Here is a 22698-nt window from a genome sequence, read left to right on the forward strand (position 1 = left end):
GCGTCACCGCCGGCCGTCCAGCCACGTCCCGACGAGCGGGCCGACGACGGCGAGCGCGTCCGGCGTCGTGAGCCGGTTGTGCGTCCACGGCACCGGATGAATCCGCACGCGGCCGGACACGTGGGCGGTCCACGGGTTTTCGCGCGGCGCCTGCTCGTCGTCCGCGGCGGCCACGTACTCGACGTCGCCGTCGAACTGCTCCGGCCGGTACGTTCGGCCGAGCTGGATGGTGTGCAGGTAGTCGTCGTAGAGGCGGCGTACGTCGTCCGCGGTGAGCGCCGCGTACGGCCCGCCGTCGTCGCGCAACAACTGCGCGGCGCGCTCCGCAGTCATCTCGCCGTCGTCGGCCGCGCCGTCGACCCCGGCGAACTCCGCGAACAACATCCCGAGAGTCGGAGCGGGCGCCGTGTCCGGTGCCGAGTCGGCGGTCCGGGTGTCGAGCATGACCAGGGTGCGCACCCCTTCGCCGAGGAACCGCAGGCGGACCGCCATCGCATGGGCGATGGCGCCGCCCACCGAGTAGCCGAGCAGATGGTAGGGACCGTGTGGCTGCACCTGCCGGATGCGGTCCACGTACCGGCGGGCCAGCTCTTCCATCGTGGCCGGCGCGTACGTCTTGTCGCCGATCCCCGGCGACTGGATGCCGTAGACGGGCCGCCCCGCACCGAGGTACGGCAGCAGGCCGGTGTAGCACCAGGTCAACCCGATGGCGGGATGGACGCACACCAACGGTTCCGTGCCGTCTCCTCCGCGCATGCGGACGAGCTCGTCGTCGGGGGCGGGCGCCTCGGCGCCGTCGAGCCGGGCCGCGATCGCCGCCGGCGTGGCCGCGCTGACGACCCACTGCATCGGCAGCGCCGTGCCCAGTCGCGACTGGACCTCGGCGACCACCCGGACCGCACTGAGCGAGTTGCCGCCGAGTTCGAAGAAGCTGTCGTCGACCCCCACCCGCTCGGCACCCAGGACGTCGGCGAAGACGTCGACGAGTACCTGCTGGGTGTGGTTCGCCGGCGGCCGATAGTCGACGGTCGCGAACACCGGTTCCGGCAGCGCGCGGCGGTCGAGCTTGCCGTTGGCGTTCATCGGAACGTCGTCGAGGATCGTGATCGCGGACGGCACCATGTAGGCCGGCAGCGACGTCGCCGCGAACTTCCGCAGCGCAGCGGCATCGGCCACCCCGCCGGCGCCCAGCCGCACGTACGACACCAGCACCGTCTCGCCGTTGGGCGCCCGGTGTCCGAGCGACGCCGCGAATTCGACATCGGGGTGTGCGGTGAGCGCCGCGTCGACGTCACCGACCTCGATACGCAGTCCACGGATCTTGATCTGGAAGTCGGTGCGCCCCACGTACTGGACGCCGTGCGGGCCCGCGCGCCGAACCAGGTCGCCGGTGCGGTACAGCCGGGATCCAGGGGGCCCGAACGGGTTCGCGACGAAACGCCCCGACGTCAGCGCCGGCTGGCCCCGGTAGCCGCGGGCCAGGCACGGACCGAAGAGATACAGCTCCCCCTCCCCGCCCTCGGGTACCGGCCGCAGCCACCCGTCGACGACGACCGCGCCCACAGCCGACCGCGGCACCGGGCCGCCCAGAGTGATGGGGCGGCCCGTCTCGAGGGTCTCGCTGGTGGTGACGCACACCGTGCACTCGGTCGGGCCGTACGCGTTGAGCAGGCGGGTACGGTGTGCCCACGCGTCGACCAGCTCGGCGCCGAAGAGTTCGCCGCCGATTTCCGCGACCTCGAGGTCCGGCAGCGCGGCCGGGTCGAGCGTGCCGCACACCGCCGGAGTGACGAGCAGGTGGGTGATGTGCTCGTCTCGCGCGCAGCGTTCCAGTTCCGGACCGGCGTAGACGTCGGGCGGAGCGATCACCAGGGTCGCGCCCGCGGCCAGCGCGAGCGTCAACTCGAGGATCGAGACGTCGAAGCTCGGCGAACACACATGCAGGACACGGGACTTCGGGCTGACGTTCTGATGAGCAATCTGTGCGGCCGCGAGGTACGGCAGGCCGGTGTGGGTGACCACGACGCCCTTGGGCGCTCCGGTGGACCCCGACGTGTAGATCAGGTAGGCGGGATCGGTGGGCCGGATCGGGTGCGTCCGCTCGTCGTCGCGGATCGGCGCCGAGGCGCCGCGGTCGAGGTCCACTTCGTCGAGCGCGAGCCAGTCCAGGCCGTCGGGCAGCCCGTGGTCGCGGGACGCCGCGAGGCCCACGACGGCGGCACAGTCGTCGAGCATGTAGCGCACCCGGGCGTCCGGCAGCTTCGGGTCGATCGGCACCGGCGCCGCCCCCGTCTTCGCGACGGCCCAGGTGGCGGTGACCGAGTCCGCCGAGCGCGGTACCGCGACCGGAACGAAGTCCTCCGGGCCGACGCCCCGGTCGAGCAGTTGTCGCGCCAGCCGGGTCGACCGCTCGTCGAACTCCCGGTAGGTCGTGTCGGTGCCACGCCACCGGAGCGCGACCGCGTCCGGATCGAGGGCCGCACCGGCGCTCAGGATGTCGGTCCACGGGCGCGGCGCGGTGGCCTCCGCGGTCGCGACCGCGACCGGTTCGGCGCGCCGTGCGCCGCCGAGGACGTCGACGCGGCCCACCGGAACATCGGGTCGCCGGGCGATCGCCTCGACGATCCGGACGAGCCGGTCCGCGAGGTCGGCCGCGGTCTCCGGGGAAACGGCCTCGGGCGCGTAGCGCAACCGCAGCCGCAGCCGCCCGTCGTCGAACGCCATGAGCGAGAGCGGGTAGTGGGTGGAATCCTGGCCCTCGACACCGGTGACGCGGACCCCGGTCCGCTCCGCCAGTCGGCTCACCGCGGTCACGTCCTGCGGGTACGACTCGAGCACCATCGCGGTGTCGAAGAGGCCGCCGAAGCCGACCGCTTCCTGGATCGCGGGGAGCCCCAGGTGTTCGTGCGCCATGAGCGCGGCACGCGCGGCGTGCAGACGGAGCAGCAGCTGCGCCGCCGGCTCGCGCGGATCGAGACGCACCCGCACCGGGATGGTGTTGATGAACAGCCCCACCATCGCTTCCACGCCGTCGACGACCGGCGGCCGTCCGGAGACCGTGGTGCCGAACACGACGTCGGCGCTCGCGGTCATCTGTCCCAGCAGGATCCCCCACGCGGCCTGCAACGCCGTGTTCACCGTGACGCCGGCGTTCTCGACGGTGCGGGCCAGCGCGTCCACCACCGCGTCCGGGACCGGAACCGGCTCGGCCGCGGTCGCCGACAGTCGTCGGCCGGCGGCGTGCGGCACCGCCAGTGTGGGCCCGGGCAGCCCGGACAGCGCGGTCACCCACGCCCGTTCGGCGGCCGCGGTATCGCGCGCGGCGAGCCAGGCCAGGTAGTCCCGGAACTGCGGGGCGGGCCGGTCCGACGGGCGACCACCGGAGACGTACAGCTCGAACAGATCGGTCACGAGCAGCGGCATCGACCACCCGTCCAGGACGATGTGGTGGTTGGTGACGACGAGACGATGCCGCCCCGATCCCACGTCGAGGAGCAGGAACCGGATCAGCGGAGCGCTACGCATGTCGAAGTTGCGGTGCTGTTCCCGGTCGATGAGGATCCGGTCCTCGCCGTCGCGGGCCTCGGCGACCGACCAGTCGGCGTCGACGTGGCCGAGGACCACCTGCACGACGGTGCCGTCGTCCCGGTTGTCGAACGCGGTCCGCAGGCTCGCGTGCCGGTCCATCAGGGCCTGGGCGGCGGCGGCCAGGCGATCGCGGTCGAGGTCGCCCTCGAGGTCGAGCACCACTTGCACGTGGTACGCGTCGACGTCCTGCCCGGCGAGCAACGCGTGGAAGAGCAGACCCTCCTGCAGCGGTGCGGGCGGCCACACGTCACAGGCGCCGGGATGCGCACTCTCCCAACGATCTATCTCCTTCTGTGTCGCGGTCACGAGCCCGAGGTCGGACGGCGTCAGTCCCCCGCTGTCCGGGCGGTCTGCGTACTCCGCCAACGCGTGCACCGCGGCGCGCCACAGTTGCGCGAACTCGTCGACCGCGTCGGCGTCCAGGACGTCCGGGGCGTACCGCACCGTCGCGGACAGTTGCTCGCCGTCAGCGGAAGTCGCGACATGGGCGTCGAGGGCGAGCGGGCTCGGGACCGGCCCCTGACCTGCGACGTCCACCGTCGCGTCGGCGGCGAGGGACCACCCGGCCGGGCCGTCGCCGGCCAGCCGACCGAGATAGTTGACCGACACCTGCGGCTCCGCGAGGTCGTCGAACGCCGACTCGGTCTCGGCGTTGAGGTAGCGCAACAGCCCGTACCCGATGCCGTGGTCCGGCACCGCCCGCCACTGCTCCTTGACCGCCGCGAGCGCGGTGCCGGCGGCCCGCCCCGCCGCGTAGGCGTCGTCGATGTCGACACCGGTCAGGTCCAGACGGAGCGGGAAGGTGGTGGTGAACCAGCCGACGGTGCGGGAGAGGTCCGCACCGGGCAGGATTCGTTCCTCCCGACCGTGTCCCTCCGCCGAGACCACGACGCTCGGTAGGCCCCCGGCCCACCGGCGCCATCGGGCGATCGCCATCGCCGTGGCACAGAGCACCGCGTCCGCCGGTGTCGCCCGGTACAGCTGCGGGAGCCGGTCCAGCAACCGGTGGGTGACGTGGGCGTCGATACGTATGGTGACCTGCGACGCGGTGACGTCACGGTCGGGGTCGAACCGGCGCACCCCGAGGAGCGGGTCGGCGGGCAGCAAAGCCTCACGCCACCAGCGCAATTGGGCCACCGTGCGCGCGTCCCCGGCGATCCGGCGCAGCTCGTGGGCCCAGGTCCGCATCGACGTCCCCACCCGCGGGAGCTCCGGGGTCGTGCCGACGGACGCCTGCCGGCACGCGGTGACCAGGTCGCCGAGGAGGATGCGCCACGACACACCGTCGACCGCGAAGTGGTGGATCGCCACGGCGAGACGACCGGGCCGCTCGCCTCCCGCGTCGCACCACACGGCCTGCACCATCACGCCGGCGGCCGGATCGAGGCGGGAGACCGCCGCGGAACGCGCCCGCGACGCCACCGTGTCGATGTCACCCGTGTCGATGTCACCCTCGCCGCGCACGTGGGAACAGTCGACGCGCCGCAGGCAGTCGCCGGCGTCGACCGATCCGGGCTCGGCCACCGCGAGGCGGAGATCGGGGCCGTCGCCGACACGCACGGATCGCAGCATGTCGTGCCGATCGAGTAGCGCCTGCAGGGCCATCCGCAGCTGCGCCCCGGTCAGGTCGGCGGGGACGCGGACGGCGACCGACTGCGAGAAGTGCTCCCACCCACCCCGGCGGCCCGCGAGCCACCGCAGCACCGGTGTCGGCTCCACGACACCGATTCCGCCGCCCGCGACCTCCGGAAGTCCGGGTACCCGGTCCGCGGCGGCGGCTTCCCCGGCCACGGTCGCCAGCCGTTCGACGGTCGGGCGCTCGAACACGTCCTGCGGGGCGAACAGGAGTCCTGCTGCCCGGGCCCGGGAGACGAGTTGGATGACGGTGATCGAATCCCCGCCGAGCGCGAAGAACGAATCGTCGGCCGCGACGGCGGGCACGCCGAGTGTCTGTGCGAACAGCACCGCCAGTCGTTGCTCCACCGGCCCGGCCGGCGGCCGCCCGTGCCCGGCGAACGCCGCGAAATCGGGTTCGGGCAACGCCCGGCGATCGACCTTTCCGTTCGACGTGAGCGGCAGCGCGTCCAGCACCACCACCGCCGCCGGCACCATGTACGGGGGCAGTGTCCGTGCGAGGTCCTCACGCACCTGCAGCGGGTCCGGGGTGCGGCCGGGCGCCGGGACGACGTAGCCGACCAGCCGATCGTCCGCGCCGCCTTCGTCGCGCCGGGACACCACCACCGCCCGCGCGACACCGCCGCAGCGGAGCATCGCCGACTCGATCTCGCCGAGTTCGATCCGGAACCCACGAACCTGCACCTGGAAGTCGCTGCGCCCCAAGAATTCCAGGCGCCCGTCGGGTCCGCGGCGCCCCAGGTCCCCGGTCCGGTACATCCGCCGCCCGGCGCGGCCCGGCGCCGCGACGAACCGGCCCGCGGTGAGACCGGGCCGGTGGACATAGCCGCGGGCGACGGCGTCGCCGGACACGTAGATCTCGCCGCGGACGCCGGCCGGCACCGGCTGCAGGCGTCGGTCGAGGACGTCGACGCGGAGCCCCGGCAGGGGTCGGCCGATCGCGCCCGGCGGCGTGGACGTCGACGCGTCGGGCGCGAGCACCGCCGTCGTGTCGATCACCGTGGCCTCGGTGATGCCGTACATCTCGGCCACCACGTCGGTGTGACGCGGCCGTCGCGCGTACCACTTCCGGACCTGCTCGACGGCGAGTTCCTCGCCGCCGACGAACACGTAGCGCAGCGGCAGCTCGACGTCCGCCCCGTGCTCGACGAGCTGGTAGAAGGACGCCGGCGTCTGGTTCAGCACGGTGACCGACTCGCGCTGCAGGAGGGCGACGAAGTCGCCGGGCGACCGGACGATCTCGGGCGCGACGATCACCGTGGTGGCACCCACCGACAGTGGACCCCACGTCTCCCACACCGAGACGTCGAAGGCCAGCGAGTGGAACTGCGTCCACGTGTCGCTCGCCCGGAGGTCGAACTCGCTGTAGGCACCCGCGAGCAGTCCCAGCGCCGCACGATGGGAGACCTCCACGCCCTTGGGCCGGCCGGTGGACCCCGACGTGTAGACGATGTAGGCGGCGTTGTCGGGGTGCAGCGGCGCGGTGCGGTCCCCGTTCGTGATCGTCCCCGCCGCCTGCGCGGCGAGTTCCGCGCGCACCGTCGGCGAGTCCAGCACCACCACCTGAGCCGGGAGATCGCCGAGCGTGTCGACCGCGCCCAACGTGGTCACGACGCACGTCGGTGCCGCCTCGCCGACCACGAACGCGATGCGCTCCCGCGGCGCGCCCACGTCGATCGGAAGGTAGGCCGCGCCGGCGAGGACGGTCGCCACCACCGCGACGACCGCGGCGGACGAGCGCGGCACGGCTACGGCGACCGCCGTGTCCGGGCCGGCTCCGCGGGCGACGAGCAGTCGGGCCAGGCGGTTCGCGTCGGCGGCCAGCTCGGAGTACGTCCGACGGGACTCCCCGTCGACGAGTGCCACCCTGTCCGGGTGGTCGGCCGCGGCGCGGGTGAACAGGTCGGCCAGGGTGTCCCCCCGCACCGGGACCACGGCGCCGGGCTCGGCGGCCACCAGTTCCGCGGCGGTGAGCAGCCCGATCTCACCCACCGGGCGGCGTCGGTCGGCGGCGGCCGCGTCGAGGATGCGGTGCAGGCGTTCGGCGAACCCCTCCGCAGTCGCGGGGTTCCAGAGGTCGGTCGCGTAGGTGAGGTCGAATCGCATTCCGCCCGGGGCACCGTCGGGGTCGAAGGACTCGGACACGCTCAACTGCAGATCGAACTTGGCGATGCCGGGATCACAGTCGACCGGTTCGACCTCGAGCCCCGGCAGGCGCAGATACCCGGTCATGTCGGTCCGGTACTCGACCAGCACCTGGAACAACGGGGCGTACGCGGTCGACCGCTCGGGGGCGAGTTCGTCGACCAACCGCTCGAACGGCAGATCGGTCCGGGCGAAGGCCGTGAGATCGGCAGCGCGCGTCACCGCGAGGAGGTCGTCGAAACTCGCGCCCGTGTCGATCGGGGTGCGCAGCACCAACATGCCCACGAACATGCCGACGATCTCGTCGAGGCCGGCCTCGCCGCGACCGGACACGGGCGTACCGATCACGATGTCGTCGGTGTCCGAGAGGCGGGCGACCAGCACGGCCAGCGCGGTGTGGGCGACCATGAACATCGTGGCGTTCGCATGCCGGGCGAGGTCGGCGAGCCGACGATGGGTCCCGGCGTCGACGGTGAACCCCACGGTGGCTCCCCGCAGCGACTGGCGGGCCGGCCGCGGCCGGTCGGTCGGCAGCGGCACCACCTCCGGCATTCCCGCCAGCGTGGACCGCCATTGCGCGAGCTGTCGACTGTACAGCGAACCCGGGTCGCCGGGATCGCCGAGCAGATCGCGCTGCCACAGCGCGAAGTCGACGTAGTCCAGTGGCGGCGGTGCCCAGTCCGGCGCCTGGCCGCGACGGCGGGATTGGTACGCGCGCATGACATCTCGGGCGAGGGTGGTCATCGAGAAGCCGTCCGCGGCGATGTGGTGTGCGACGACCACGAGGACGTGGTCGGCGGGTGCGAGCCGCGCCAGCTGGGCCCGCACCGGCACCTGGCTGCTCACGTCGAAACCCGTGGACGCCGCGCTGGACAGGTGGGTGGGCAGGTCCGCGGCCCCCACCGACATTCGGTCCACGCGCGGTGCCTCGTCCGGGTCGACGACGACCTGGGCGGGGGTCCCGTCGACGAGGGGATACCGGGTGCGCAGCGTCGAGTGTCGCCGCATCACGTCACCGACCGCGGCAGCCAGCGCGTCCTCGTCGAGCGCTCCCCGCAGCCGCACGGCCATCACGATGTTGTAGGCGGGAGAGGCGGTGTCGAGCTGGTTGATCGACCACATGCGCAGCTGCGCCGACGACAGTGGCAGGACGTCCGGCCGGTCGTACGGGCGCAGCGCCGGCCGCTGCGCGCCGCCGGTGCCGGTCGCCCGGACCCGACGGGCCAGCCCGCGCACCGTCGGCGCTTCGAACAGTGCCCGCACGTCCAGGTCGGCGCCCAACGCGGCGTCGAGCCGCCGCGTGACCCGCGTCGCTGTGAGCGAGTTGCCGCCCAGATCGAAGAAGCTGTCGTCGGGGCCGATCCGGTCCAGGCCGAGGACCGCGCACAGGTGCTCGGCGACGATCTCCTCGAGCGGAGTGAACGCCACCGCGCCGGTGGCGTCGACGGCCGCGGGGAAGTCCGGTGCCGGCAGCGCCTTGCGGTCCACCTTGCCCGACCGCGTGAGGGGAACGTCGTCGATCGGCACGATCAGCGCGGGCACCATGTGCGGTGGCAGCCGGCGGCCGAGGTGGTTGCGCAGCTCGCCGGGGTCGACCGCCGGATCGTCACCCGACCTGACGTAGGAGACGAGGACCGTCTCCCCCGACGGCGCCGTTCTGCCCAGCGTTGCGGCGAACTCCACACCGGGATGATCGGTGAGCGCGGCGTCGATCTCGCCGAGCTCGACGCGGAACCCCCGAATCTTGACCTGGAAGTCGCTGCGGCCCAGGTACTCGAGGGTCAAATCGTCGCGCCACCGCACGACGTCACCGGTGCGGTAGAGCCGGTCTCCCGGCCGGGTGCCGTCGTCGCCGTCCCCGGGCTGCGCGGACTCCACCACGAACGGACTGGCCACGAACCGCTCGGCGGTCAGCCCGGGCCGGCGGTGATAGCCCCGGGCCACCCCCGGGCCGCCGAGGTACAACTCCCCCGGCGTGCCGACCGGGACCGGTTGCAGGCGCGCATCGAGGACCAGTTCGACGAAGCCGAGGGCCGGCGCACCGATCGTGACGGGCTCGTCGGGGTCGAGCGGTCCGGCGATGTTCGACAGGATGGACGCCTCGGTGGGTCCGTACGCGTTGAACATGCGCCGCCCGGGCGCCCAGCGCCCGACCAGCTCGGGCGGGCACGGCTCACCCGCGACCGCGAGCGCGTGCAGGGTGCCGAGACCGTCCGGTCGCATGGATCCCAGCACGCTCGGGGTGAAGAAGGCGTGCGTCTGGCCGCCCTCGGCGAGGCTGCGCGCCAGATCTTCACCGCCCACGACGTCGGGCGGCGCGATCACCAGGTGGGCGCCCGACCCGAAGGCCATCAGCAGTTCGAACACCGACGCGTCGAAACTCGGCGACGTGAACTGCGAGACCTTCGACTCCTCGGTCACCGCGAGCTGCTCGCGCTCTTCCGCGACGAGGTTCGCCAGTCCGCGGTGCGTGAGCGCCACCCCTTTGGGGGTCCCGGTCGATCCCGACGTGTAGATCAGGTACGCGGGGTTGTCGGTGCGGAGCGGCGCGACGCGGTCGACGTCGTCGATCGGGGCGTCGGACCGGCGACCGACCGCGGCGCGGTGTGCCTCCGAGTCGACGACGTGCCAGGAGATGCCGTCGCCCAACGCATCTCGCCGGCTCGACACGGTCAGTCCCACCCGGGCACCGGAATCGGTGAGCATGTGCTCGATGCGCTCGCGCGGGTAGGTGGGATCGACCGGGACGAAGGCAGCACCGGTCTTCGCGACCGCCCACACCGCTTCCACGAACTCGATCGACCGCGTCATGGCTACCGCGACAACGGTTTCCGGTCCGAGACCGGCATCGATCAGCAGACGCGCGGTGCGGGTGGAACGCGCGTCGAGCGCGCGGTAGCTCATCGCGTCGTCGCCACACGAGAGCGCCGGCGCGTCGGGGTCGAGGCGGGCGGCGTCGACGAGGATGTCGGGGAGCGTGCGATGCCGGCGTCCCGGCCCACCGCGCACGGGCGCCAGCCGTGCGTAGTCGGTGGCCGAGAGCAGCCGCAGCCGGGCCAACGGCACGTCGGGGTCGGCGGCGACGGCCAGCAGCACTCGTTCGATGCGGTCCACCACGCCGTCGATCTCCTGCGCGTCGAACAGGGCCGGGGCGTAGTCGACCCGCAGTTCCAGTCTGGTGTCGACGGACGCGGCCAGCGCCAACGGGTAGTGAGTGGCGTCGTGGACGGTGACGTCGGCGACGCGCATGCCGGCGATGTCGGTGTCCGCGGTGAGCCCGCCCCGGTCGATCGGGTACGACTCGAACACCGTGATGGTGTCGAACAGGGCGGCCGCTCCGGTCGCGCGTTCGATGTCGGCCAGCCCCACGTGTTCGTGACCGAGCAGTGCGGTCTGGTCGGCGTGGCACCGGCGCAACAGTTCTGCCAGCGTCTCCCCGGGATGCAGGGTGACCCGCACGGGAACGGTGTTGATGAAGAGGCCCACCATGTCCTCGATGCCGGCCACCCCGGGAGGCCGACCGGACACGATCGCCCCGAAGACGACGTCATCGCGTCGGGTCCACGCCGCCAGGACGATCGCCCAGGCCACCCGCACGACGGTGCTGAGCGTGACCCCGAGCTCGCGGGCCACCGCGTCGAGCCGCGCGGTGGTGGCCTCCGTCAGCAGCAGTCGGTCCGGTCGGGGCACCGTCGGCAACTGCCGCCCGCGCTCGAATGCGCCGACGAGCGTCGGTTCGTCGATGCCGGCGAGCGCCTCGACCCACCGGGCTGTCGACGCCTCCCGATCGGTCGCGTCCAGCCAGCCCAGATAGTCCCGGAACGACGCCGATACCGGGATCCGGCGGTGGTCGGGCGCGGCGTACAGCTCGAGCAACTCCCGGACCAGCAGCGGCACCGACCAGCCGTCGAGCAGGATGTGGTGGTAGGTCAGGACGAGCTGGTACCGGTCGTCGGCCACGCGGACCAGCAGTGCGCGCACCAACGGGGGCGTGGTCATGTCGAACCGCCGCGAGCGGTCCCGCGCGAGGATGCCCGCCACGTCCCCGGACCCGCGGACATCGGCCACGGCCCAGGGCAGTTCGACGCGCCCGGGAACCAGTTGCAGCGGGTCGCCGCCGGGCCCGGTGGTGAACGCGGCCCGGAGGATCTCGTGCCGGTCCAGCAGCGCCTGGACCGTCCGCCGCATCCGGTCGTCGTCGACGGCCCCGTGCAGGTCGAGGACCAGTTGGACGAGGTAAGGGTCGGTGTCGTCCCCGGCGATTTCGGTCTGGAACAGCAGCCCGGCCTGCAACGGCGACAGCGGCCACACGTCGGTCAGCCCCGGGCACGCGGCTTCGAGCCGTTCGATCGTGTCCTGGTCGAGGCGCACGAGCGGCACGTCCGACGGGGTGAGGCCGCCGGCGCGTGGCGCCCCGGCCGCGTGCACGAGCGCTTCGCACGCGGACCGCCACAGCGCGGCGAGGTCACGTACCTCCTCCGGGTCGAGCAGTCCCGTGGGAGACGCGAGCGACGTCCGCAGCGTCGACCCGCGGCCGGTGTCGACGGTCAGCATGTTGATGTCGAGCGTCGCGGCGGCCGGCATCGCGGGGTCGATCGTCGACCCCAGGTCGCCGCCCTCGTCGACCGGTAGCCAGGCGCTGTCCGGTGCTCCCGCGATCGTGACCCGGCCGAGGTTGTTGATACTGATCTCCGGCGTCGCCGTCCGGTCCGGTGCGCCGATCGGATCGGGTCGGACGAGGTAGCGCAGCGCGCCGTACCCGATGCCGTGGTGCGGGGCGCCACGCAACTGTTCCTTGACGAGTTTGAGGGCTTCGGTCGCGTCCGGGCCGCCACCGAACGCGACGTCGAGGTCGACGCCGGTCAGGTCCAGGCGTGCGGGGTGCGTGGTGGTGAACCAGCCGACGGTTCGGGACAGATCGGCCCCGGGAATCAGTTGTTCCTCGCGCCCGTGCCCCTCGAGCGTCACGACGCAGGTGGCGCGCGGCGTCCCCCGCCGACGCCGCCAGCCGGCCAGCGCCAACGCCCACGCGGTGACAACGGCGTCGTCCACGCCCCCGTGCACGGTCGCCGGCACGGTGGTGGTCAGCGCCGCGGTGACGTCCCCGGGCAGTTCGACGACCGTCGCGGCGACCGTCCCGGCGACATCACGTGCCGGGTCGAAGGGACGGCGCCCGAGCGGGAGTTCGTTTTCGGTCGCCGCGCTGCGCCAGTAGGCCACCTCGCGCGCCCGGTCCGGCGCGCCCGCCCACGCGGTCAGTGCGTGCGCCCACGTCCGCATCGAGGTGCCCACGGGCGGCAGTTGCGGCGCGGCGCCCTCGTGGACCTGCTGCCACGCGGATGCCAGGTGCGGCAACAGGATTCGCCACGACACCCCGTCGACCACCAGATGATGGATCACCAGCAGGAGCCGACCGGGACGATGCGGTCCGCGGTCGATCCACACCGCCTCCAGCATGCGGCCAGACGACGGATCGAGCCGGCCGGCGGCGTCCTCGCGCGCCGCGGCGAGCGCCTCGGCCGGGTCGCGCCGGGCGTCCTCGCCGCTCCGGCGCACCACGTCGGCCGCAGCGATCGTGCCCGGCGGCGACACTACGAATCCCGGCTCGTCGGCGTGGAAGCGCGCCCGGAGCATGTCGTGGTGGTCGAGCACCGCCTGCACCGCGCCCAGCAGCTCCGGCTCGGTGATGCCGGTCGGCAACGCGACGCAGACCGACTGCGACAACCGGCGATACGGTCCGCCGCGTTCGACGAGCCACCGCACGATCGGCGTCCCCTCGACCCGGCCGACACCGCCGCCCGGCAACTCCTCGAGCACGGCCGGGGGCGCGGCCGCCGAGGTCGCGACCGCGGCCAGTCCGGCCACCGACAGCCGGTCGAACACGTCCCGGGGGGAGAGCGACAGTCCGGCCTCCCTGGCCCGCGACACGAACTGGATCGCCATGATCGAGTCGCCGCCGAGCGCGAAGAACGAATCGTCGGCGCCCACGGACTCGACGTCGAGCACCTGGGTGAACAGTGCCGCCAGAGTTTCCTCGACCGGTCCCGACGGGGGCCGTCCCGTCCCCGAGCCCGCGCCGAAGTCCGGCTCCGGCAGCGCCTTCCGGTCCACCTTGCCGTTGACGGTGAGCGGCAGGCGCGCGACGACCGTGACGGCGGCGGGCATCATGTACGGCGCCAACCGTCCGCCGACACGCTCGCGGACACGGTGGGGATCGAGCACCGTCCCGGCGTCCGGGACCACGTAGGCCGCCAACCGGACCGGGCCGCCGTCGTCCCGGCGCGGCACGACCACGGCGTCGGCGACGCCCGGGCACTCGCGCAGCGCCGACTCGATCTCCCCCGGCTCGACACGGAATCCGCGGACCTGCACCTGCGCGTCGCTGCGACCGAGGAAGACCAGGTGACCGTCGGGATCCCACCGCGCGAGATCCCCCGACCGGTAGAGCCTGCCCCCGTCGGGGGCGAAGGGGTCCGCGACGAACCGGGCCGCGGTCGGACCGGCGCGTCCGCCGTAGCCGCGAGCCAGCTGGGACCCGCCCGCGTAGATCTCCCCGACCACCCCGACCGGGACGGGCCGCAGTCGCCGGTCCAGCAGGTACAGCCGCAGGCCCGGCACGGCGTCACCCACCAGATTGCCCGGCGCGCGGGCACGTTCGACGTTCATCCGGATCCCGGTGAGGAAGACGGTGGTCTCGGTGATGCCGTAGACGCTCAGGAGTTCGGCGTCGCCGCCGTCGTGCCGATCGAGCCACGGCAACAACCGGCTCTGGTCGTAGTCGTCGCCGCCGACGAGCAGGCGCCGCAGGTCGGGCAGCGACCGTCCGGCTGCCGACTCGGTGTCGGCCAGTTGGAGAAAGGCCGCCGGGGTCTGGCCCAGTACGTTCACGTGCTCGCGGCGCAGCAGTTCGACCAGTGCCTCCGGGGTCCGCACGGTGTCCTGATCGACGACGACCAGGGTCCCGCCCGCGGTGAGCGCGCCCCAGATCTCCCAGACCGAGAAGTCGAACGCGAACGAGTGGAACAGCGCCCACACCGATCCGTGCCCGGTCCCGAACGCCACCGCCGCATTCGCGAGCATCGCGGTCACGCTGCGATGGCTCACCTGCACGCCTTTCGGCCGTCCGGTCGATCCGGATGTGTAGATCGTGTACGCGAGGTGTCCGGTGCGCAGGGGCGCCCGCCGGTCGCGGTCGGTCACCGGAGCGGAGGACTCCGCGGCGAGCGCCCGCACCGTCGCGGGGTCGTCGAGCACGAGCCGCGGCACCGCCGCCGGCAGTTCGGTGGCCAAGTCGGTGGTCGTCACGACGCAGGACACTCCGGCGTCGGTCAGCACGTAGTTCCGCCGCGACGCCGGGGCGGTGGGGTCCACCGGCACGTACCCGGCGCCGGCGGTGACGACCGCCAGGAGTGCCACCACCAGGTCCTCGGTCCGGGCCAGCACCACGCCCACCGAGGTCTCCGGGCCTGCGCCCGCCGTGACGAGACGGCGCGCGAGCTGACCGGACCGCGCCTGCAGTTCGCGGTACGTGAGTCGCCGCTGACCCGACACGACGGCGACCCGCTCCGGCGCCCGGGCGGCGGCGCGCTCCACCAGCCGGGGCAGGGTCGCGTCGACGGTGACGCCGCCACCGCTCCGCAGCGAGAAGCGCAGCGCCGCGCGGGGGTCGTCGACGACGGGGAGGTCCCCGACGGGCGTCTCCGGTGCGGCCGTCGCCAGTCCGTGCAGCAGACGACGGAACCGTTCGTGGTGCGTGCGGAGCGTATCCGCGTCGTACAGGCGGGGATTGGCCTTGAGGTCGAGCCGGAGCGGCGCGCTGGGCCCGTACCGGTAGACGTTGACGAGCAGGTCCTCGACCGGGCCCGACGACAGCACCTCGAGCGCGCTCCGGGTCGCTCCCAGGCGTAGTTCTGCCGGGAACAGCATCAGGTTCAGCAGCGGCCCCGAGAAGCCCCGGCCGCCCCCGTGGTCGCCGCGGTCGCGGCGCAGATCCTCGTGCCGGTAGCGCTGGTGACGCAGGGCCCCGGCGAGCGCGGCCGACACCGCGGTGACGAGTTGGGCGACCGTCGTGCAGGTCCCGACCGAAATCCGCAGCGGCACCACATTCGCCAGCGTGCCGCCGGACCGTCGCAGTACCGCCGTGGTCCGTGCGGAGACGGGCAGGCTCAGCACGATGTCGTCGCTGCCGGTGTGCCGGGAGGTGTACGCGGCCAGCGCCGCCGCGACCAGCACTGCGGAACTCACGCCGTACCGGTCCTGAGCTGCGCTCAGCGCCGCAGCCGTGCCGGAGTCGACGACGCCGCCGATGTCCCGGCCCAGCGCGTGGGCCGGCGCGGACCGTTCGGCGAGACTGCACCTTTCGGGCATACCCGACGTCCGGTCGACCCAGTACTCGCGGTCCGTGCCGCGCCGCGTCGAGTCGGCGTACGCAGCGTCCGCCGCGTGGACCGCGTCGAGATCCGCGCCGCCGAGTGGGGCCGGGCGTCCCTCGACCGCCGCGGTGTACAGGTCGGCCGTCCGGTAGAGCATCGCCGCGGCGCCGACACCGTCGAGCGCGATGTGATGGGTCCGCGTGTACCAGAGGTACCGGTCGTCGGCGATCCGTAGCAGCGCCGACTCCATCAGCCGATCGCGCACCATGTCGAGCGGGACGGTGATGTCGCGCCGCATCCACGTGTGCGCCGCGGCCTCCGGGTCGGGTTCACCCCGCAGATCCACGAGTCGGGTTTCGGTGTCCAGTCGCGGATCGAGGATCTGGTGCGGGCGAGAATCCACCAGTACCAGACGAATCAGGCCGGACCCGAACTCGCGCGCCGCCCGCGACGCCGATCGCGACAGCTCGGCGACGTGCAATCGGGCGCCGTCCTCGCGGATGTCGACGTACTGCGCGACCGACATCGGCACGGCCGGGTCGAGCTGCTGGGCCAGCCACTGCCCCGCCTGCGCCGGCGTGAGCGGCATCGGGTCCGTGTACCCGCCGGCCGCGCCGTCGAGTTCCGGCAGGCCGGCACCAGCGTCCGTGGTTCCGGGCGCTGCGTCGACTCGGAGGGGCAGCTCCATCGGTTCGGAACGCGCGACATGCGGGCCGCCCGGCCCGCCGTCACCGGTTCAGTCCGGGATGGCCGAGTCGGTCCTCTGCACGTGGGCGCCGGAGGCGTCCGCCGTGGCAGGAATTGCGTCGTTGTTCGTCATTGCCCCAACGATACGACGGACCTTCGCCGCCGAGCGAGTGACGATTTCGTCTACATCACCAGTGCGGCGCCGCGACGAGCAGGAAGACCGCGCCGGCCAGCACACCGAAACCGCCGCTGAGAATGCCGAGCAACGTCTCGAGCGATCGGGGCTCACTGTCCTCGACCGCCTCCGACCGCGACGCGACGACGCCCGCACCGATCGCACCGAGCCCCAGCACGATTCCCAGCCCGAACGTCCAGAAGGTGATGACGGACAGCGCGCCCAGCGCGATCGACACGTCGCTGCCCGACCGCCGCAGCCACTCGGTTGCAGCGGCGGCCGCGTCGGGCCTGCCGGTGTCTGCGCGGGGTCGGGGATCCGGATTCGGGTGATCGGTTACGACGGACATCACGATGCTTTCTCGAACAAACTATCGGCGGACGGAGAGGAGTGCAGGAGCGAAGAAGATGGACCGCCGGAAGGGCGGGGCGGGCTACGAACGCCCACCCCGCCCGTCCGGACCATGGGGTGTGTCGTCGCGGATCAGGTCGACGTGTCTCCCTTTCCGGCCTCGATGGTGCGCGGGGCGTCGGACGCGAGTCGCGTGACCTCGATCTTGCGCGGCTTGGCCCGCTCGGCGACCGGGATCATCACGGTCAGGACGCCGTTCTCGTATGTGGCAGAGATATTTTCGGCGTCCACGCCCTCGCCGAGGGACAACTGCCGCCGGTACGTCCCGCTGAACCGTTCGGACGCGAGCCACTGCACGTGCTCCTCCGAGGGCGCACTGCGGTGCGCGGTCAGCGTGAGCGTGCCGTTCTCGACGTCCACGTCCACCGAGCCCGGATCGACGCCGGGCAGATCGGCGTGGAGCACGTAGTGGTCGTCGACGCGGTAGAGATCCATGGGCATGAACTGCGGGACACGCGAGGTACCCACGGCATTGGACATCAGGCTGCGAGTGAGTGCGTCGACATCGGTGAAGGGATCGAAGCGAAGCACAGCAGAAACACCTCCCGAGCATCTCCAGTGCCCGTCACCCGACGGGCAACCGAACAACGTGTGCACCGTGAAATCTAGCACTCCCGAGCGACGAGTGCCAAGCCCATCGGTGTCGTGTTCGCCCGCAGCGATCGCACGCCAATCCGACTGGCGCGCAGCCGTGCTCGGCGCCAGGGAAAGTCAGCGGTCCTTGCGCCGGAAGAGCTTGTTCCCCAGCCACACGACCGGGTCGTAGCGCCGGTCCGCGACGCGTTCCTTCATCGGGATCAACGCGTTGTCGGTGATGTGGATGTTCTCGGGGCACACGTCCGTGCAGCACTTGGTGATGTTGCACAGTCCCAGCCCGAACTCGGATTGCGCGGCGTCACGGCGATCCGCGGAGTCGAGTGGATGCATCTCGAGTTCCGCGATGCGCATGAGGTAGCGGGGCCCGGCGAAGGCCTCCTTGTTCTCCTCGTGGTCGCGGATAACGTGGCAGACGTTCTGGCACAGGAAGCACTCGATGCACTTGCGGAACTCCTGCGAACGCGCGACGTCCTCCTGCTTCATCCGGTACTCCCCCGGACCCAGCCCCGCAGGGGGCGCGAACGCCGGGATCTCACGTGCCTTGGCGTAGTTGAACGAGACATCGGTGACGAGGTCCCGGATCACCGGGAACGTGCGCACCGGGGTGACCGTGACGACCTCGTCCTCGGCGAAGGTCGACATCCGTGTCATGCACATCAGCTTGGGCCGACCGTTGACCTCCGCCGAACACGAGCCGCACTTACCGGCCTTGCAGTTCCAGCGCACCGCCAGGTCGGGCGCTCGCGTGGCCTGGATGCGGTGGATGATGTCGAGCACCACCTCGCCCTCGTTGACCTCCACGGTGTAGTCCTGCAGGCCGCCGCCGGACGCGTCGCCGCGCCACACCCGGAACCTCGCGTCGTAGCCCATGTCAGGCCGTCCTTCCCGGATGCCCGGCGATCTCGGCGTCCGTGTAGTACTTGCCCAGTTCGTCGATGTCGAACAGCGCCAACAGGTCGGCTCGCATCGGGGGTTGCTGCTCGCGGGTGACGATGACGTCGGGCACCGCGCCGGGCTCGTCCAGCACCGGGTCACCCGACACCGTGCTGCACACCAGAAGCGTCGATCGCCACTCCGGATCCATGTCCGGGTAGTCGTCGCGAGTGTGCCCGCCGCGGCTCTCGGTGCGCATGAGGGCGGCCCGTGCAACGCACTCGCTGACCAGCACCATGTTGCGCAGGTCGAGCGCGAGGTGCCAACCGGGATTGAACTGCCGGTGCCCTTCGACCGTCACTCCGGGCAACCGCGACTTGACGTCGTCGAGCGCGGCGATCGCCCGCTCCACCTCCGGCTCGCTCCGGATGATGCCGACCAGGTCGTTCATCGTCTGCTGCAGTTCCGTGTGGAGGGCGTAGGGGTTCTCCCCGGCACCGGACTCGGGAGGATCGAACGGGGCGACGGCCGCCCGCGCCGCGGCGGTGACGTCGGCGTCGGCAATGACCGGGCGCGCCCCGAGCGACTGCACGTAGTCGGCCGCGCCGAGCCCCGCGCGGCGCCCGAAGACCAGCAGGTCGGACAGCGAGTTGCCGCCCAGCCGGTTGGAACCGTGCATGCCGCCCGAGCACTCCCCCGCCGCGAAGAGCCCTGCGACCGTGGAGGAACCGGTGTCGGGGTCGACCTCGATTCCGCCCATCACGTAGTGGCACGTGGGGCCGACCTCCATCTGCTCCTTGGTGATGTCGACGTCGGCGAGTTCCTTGAACTGGTGGTGCATCGACGGCAGCCGGCGGACGATCTCGGCCGCTGGCATGCGGGACGCGATGTCGAGGTAGACCCCGCCGTGCGGGGTGGACCGCCCGGCCTTGACCTCGGAGTTGATGGCTCGGGCGACCTCGTCGCGCGGCAGCAGGTCCGGAGTGCGCCGGTTGGCGTCCGGGTCCTCGTACCAGCGGTCGGCCTCCTCCGCGGTCTCCGCATACTGACCTTTGAAGACCGGGGGAATGTAGGAGAACATGAACCGCTCCCCCTCGGAGTTCTTGAGGACCCCGCCGTCCCCGCGCACCCCCTCGGTCACGAGGATGCCGTTGACGCTGGGCGGCCAGACCATCCCGGTGGGGTGGAACTGGACGAACTCCATGTTGATGAGATTCGCGCCGGCACGGAGCGCGAGCGCGTGGCCGTCGCCGGTGTACTCCCACGAGTTGGACGTCACCTTGAACGACTTGCCGATGCCGCCGGTCGCCATCACGATGGCGGGCGCCTCGAACACCACGAAACGGCCCGACTCCCGCCAGTAACCGAAGGCGCCCGCGATCCGGTCCCCGTCCTTGAGCAGGTCGGTCACCGTGCACTCGGCGAACACCCGCACGCGGGCCTCGTAGTCCCCGGTCGCGGCGAAGTCCTCCTGCTGGAGTGAGACGATCTTCTGCTGCATCGTGCGGATCAGTTCGAGCCCGGTACGGTCGCCGACGTGCGCGAGCCGCGGGTAGGTGTGCCCGCCGAAGTTCCGCTGGCTGATGCGGCCGTCCTCGGTGCGGTCGAACAGCGCCCCGTAGGTCTCGAGCTCCCATACCCGGTCCGGCGCCTCGCGGGCGTGCAGTTCGGCCATCCGCCAGTTGTTGAGAAACTTGCCCCCGCGCATCGTGTCGCGAAAGTGGACCTGCCAGTTGTCCTTCGAGTTCGCGTTGCCCATCGCGGCCGCACAGCCCCCCTCGGCCATGACGGTGTGCGCCTTGCCGAACAGCGACTTGCACACCACCGCCACCGACAGTCCCCGCTCGCGGGCCTCGATCACCGCGCGCAGCCCGGCCCCTCCGGCGCCGATGACGACCACGTCGTAGCTGTGCCGTTCGATGTCCACCATGCACTCCCCCTGTCGGTGACTCGTCGGTGAAGCGGAAATCGGTGTTTCAGTTGATCAGTCGCAGGTCCGAGATGGTGCCGCTCGCGACGAGCATGATGTAGAAGTCGGTGACGACCAGCGTCCCCAGCGTGGTCCACGCCAACTGCATGTGCCGGGTGTTGAGGGCACTCACCCAGGTCCAGAGCCGGTAGCGGACCGGGTGTGCCGAGAAGTGTTTGAGGCGTCCACCCGTCACGTGCCGGCACGAATGGCACGACAGGGTGTACGCCCACAGCAGGATGACGTTCGCGGTGATGATCAGGCTGCCGAGGCCGAGACCGAAACCGCCGTCGGGCCCCTGGTACGCCCGCACCGCGTCGTACGTGTTGACCACCGAGACCACGAGCGCGACGTAGAAGAAGTACCGGTGCGAGTTCTGCACGATCAGCGGCAGTCGGGTCTCGCCGGTGTACCGCGAGTGCGGTTCGGCGACGGCGCATGCCGGCGGCGCCAACCAGATCGACCGGTAGTAGGCCTTGCGGTAGTAGTAGCAGGTCAGCCGGAAGCCGAGCAGGAACGGCAGCACGAGGAATCCGAGCGGAATCCACATCGGCAGCTCGCCCACCCAGGTGCCGAAGTGACTGGCACCCGGCACACACGACGCGCTGATGCACGGCGAGTAGAAGGGCGTGAGGTAGTGGTAGTCGTCGACCCAGTACGCGGTGCGCACGAACGAACGGATGGTCGCGTACACCACGAAGGCCGCGAGCCCCAGCGTCGTGAGCGCGGGTGCGAGCCACCACCGGTCGGTGCGCAGGGTGCGGGCAGCGATGGACGCCCGAGCCGGCGGCGGCGCGCCGATCTCGGTCACGCGCGGCGTCCTCACGTGCGCTCGTGCGGGTTGCCGCCGAGCCCCTCGTCGTCCACGCCCTGCCACAGTGCGCGGTCGTACGGGGTGTCGGGCACCTGCACCCGCTCGGACGTGGCGTGGGCGGTGGGTCGCGGGGGCGATTCGCTGAGCTCGCCGGCGTCGATATCGAGACGATCGACGTCGTTGGCGAGTCGACGCACCGCGGAGGCGTCGCCGTAGACATTGCGCAGTGACCCTACGCACTGGCGCAGCTGCCCGATGGTGCGCTGCAACTCCATCACTTCGGTGGTGGTCATCCGTACCTCCGAACACATGTCGGTCGATTCGTCGGACGGATCGTGCAGAGGGAGGGCCCCGGCCCGCTGCCCGATCTGCCTACACGTTGTGACGCCACTCACAGTACTCGAGGAGTACCGGGCGTGCCGCCGTTCCCGAGATCCGGGGGCACCCCGACTTCCCACGCAGCGGGAGGGGAGCTGACTTGTGATCTACACCACTTCAGGATGTGTGTTCACGCCGAACCTCATCCACCGAAGGAGCCCACACCGTGCGTTTCACCTATGCGGAGTCGATGACCGACCCCGACTTCTACGTGCCGCTCGCACAGGCGGCCGAACGGGTCGGATTCGACTCGATGACCATCGCCGACAGCATCTGCTACCCGGAGGAGTCCGACTCCGTCTACCCGTACACACCCGACGGCAGCCGTGAGTTCCTCGAGAACAAGCCGTTCGTGGAGGCGATGATCCTGGCGACGGCACTGGGCATGGCGACCAGCACGCTGCGGTTCACCACCTTCGTGCTCAAGCTGCCCGTGCGCCCTCCGGTACTGGTGGCCAAGCAGGCCGCCTCGGTGGCCTACCTGACCGGCAACCGGCTGCGACTGGGCGTCGGAGTGAGCCCGTGGCCCGACGACTTCCAGGCCCTGGGAGTGCCGTGGGAGCGGCGCGGGCGGCGGACGGACGAGGCGATCGACATCGTCCGGGGCCTCACCGGCGGCGGCTACTTCGAGTACCACGGCGAGATCTTCGACGTACCGTCCATCAAGCTGAATCCCGTCCCGAGCCGGCCCATACCGATCCTGATCGGCGGACACAGCGAGGCCGCGCTCCGTCGCGCGGTGGTGCGCGGAGACGGGTGGACGCACGCCGGCGGTGATCCCGAGGAGCTCGATCGGATGCTCGAGAAGCTGCAGAAGCTGCGCGCGGCAGAAGGCAAGGCGGACAGCCCGTTCGAGATCCACGTCGCGTCCGCGGACGGGTTCACGGTCGACGGGGTCGCCCGCCTCGAGGACAAGGGGGTCACCGACGTCATCGTGGGCTTCCGCAATGCGTACGAGGTCGCCCCCGACACCGAACCGCTGGCGCAGAAGATCGCCAAGCTGGAGCACTACGCGGAGACCGTGATCGACCGGTCATCCTGACGGGCGACGACG

At 71.7% G+C, this 22698-nt stretch carries 8 protein-coding genes; 1 reads left to right on the plus strand and 7 read right to left on the minus strand.

The genetic code is table 11. The features are described from left to right. Positions 1-3: 3 nt before the first annotated feature. From E7742_RS09445 to E7742_RS09475, 7 genes are all read right to left on the minus strand, one after another. Positions 4-16428 carry an amino acid adenylation domain-containing protein gene (locus E7742_RS09445; RefSeq protein WP_137798721.1) on the minus strand — a complete coding sequence of 5475 codons (16425 nt, stop codon included), beginning with the start codon at positions 16426-16428 and terminating at the stop codon, positions 4-6. Positions 16429-16615: 187 nt separating this feature from the next. Continuing rightward, complete coding sequence (locus E7742_RS09450) at positions 16616-16951, minus strand: hypothetical protein (protein ID WP_137798722.1); 336 nt, start codon at positions 16949-16951, stop codon at positions 16616-16618. Between the two features lie 134 nt (positions 16952-17085). Next, a complete protein-coding gene (locus E7742_RS09455; protein WP_137798723.1) occupies positions 17086-17544 on the minus strand; it encodes an Hsp20/alpha crystallin family protein in 459 nt (152 codons plus the stop codon). Between the two features lie 180 nt (positions 17545-17724). Further along, complete coding sequence (locus tag E7742_RS09460; protein WP_137798724.1) at positions 17725-18480, minus strand: succinate dehydrogenase/fumarate reductase iron-sulfur subunit; 756 nt, start codon at positions 18478-18480, stop codon at positions 17725-17727. A 1-nt stretch (position 18481) separates the two neighbouring features. Then, entirely contained in the window at positions 18482-20413 is a 1932-nt protein-coding gene (locus E7742_RS09465; protein WP_137798725.1) for a fumarate reductase/succinate dehydrogenase flavoprotein subunit, read from the minus strand. 46 nt (positions 20414-20459) lie between these two features. Beyond that, the gene (locus E7742_RS09470) at positions 20460-21263 is read right to left on the minus strand and encodes a hypothetical protein (protein ID WP_254699217.1); all 804 of its coding nucleotides are present in this window, start codon (positions 21261-21263) and stop codon (positions 20460-20462) included. A gap of 11 nt (positions 21264-21274) precedes the next feature. Then, positions 21275-21559: a hypothetical protein gene (locus tag E7742_RS09475; RefSeq protein ID WP_137798727.1), complete on the minus strand. Its 285-nt coding sequence runs from the start codon at positions 21557-21559 to the stop codon at positions 21275-21277. A gap of 251 nt (positions 21560-21810) precedes the next feature. Between E7742_RS09475 and E7742_RS09480 the strand changes: the two genes are divergently transcribed. Continuing rightward, positions 21811-22686: a TIGR03619 family F420-dependent LLM class oxidoreductase gene (locus tag E7742_RS09480; protein ID WP_137798728.1), complete on the plus strand. Its 876-nt coding sequence runs from the start codon at positions 21811-21813 to the stop codon at positions 22684-22686. The last annotated feature ends 12 nt before the right edge of the window (positions 22687-22698 follow it).

Origin of the sequence: Rhodococcus sp. SGAir0479 (assembly GCF_005484805.1) — a bacterium.
In the GTDB taxonomy this organism is placed as follows: domain Bacteria; phylum Actinomycetota; class Actinomycetes; order Mycobacteriales; family Mycobacteriaceae; genus Prescottella.

Bases quoted from the DNA above. Each gene is read 5' to 3' on its own strand.
- E7742_RS09445 (WP_137798721.1), bottom strand. From the start codon at position 16,428: ATGGAGCTGCCCCTCCGAGTCGACGCAGCGCCCGGAACCACGGACGCT.
- E7742_RS09450 (WP_137798722.1), bottom strand. From the start codon at position 16,951: ATGTCCGTCGTAACCGATCACCCGAATCCGGATCCCCGACCCCGCGCA.
- E7742_RS09460 (WP_137798724.1), bottom strand. From the start codon at position 18,480: ATGGGCTACGACGCGAGGTTCCGGGTGTGGCGCGGCGACGCGTCCGGC.
- E7742_RS09465 (WP_137798725.1), bottom strand. From the start codon at position 20,413: ATGGTGGACATCGAACGGCACAGCTACGACGTGGTCGTCATCGGCGCC.
- E7742_RS09475 (WP_137798727.1), bottom strand. From the start codon at position 21,559: ATGACCACCACCGAAGTGATGGAGTTGCAGCGCACCATCGGGCAGCTG.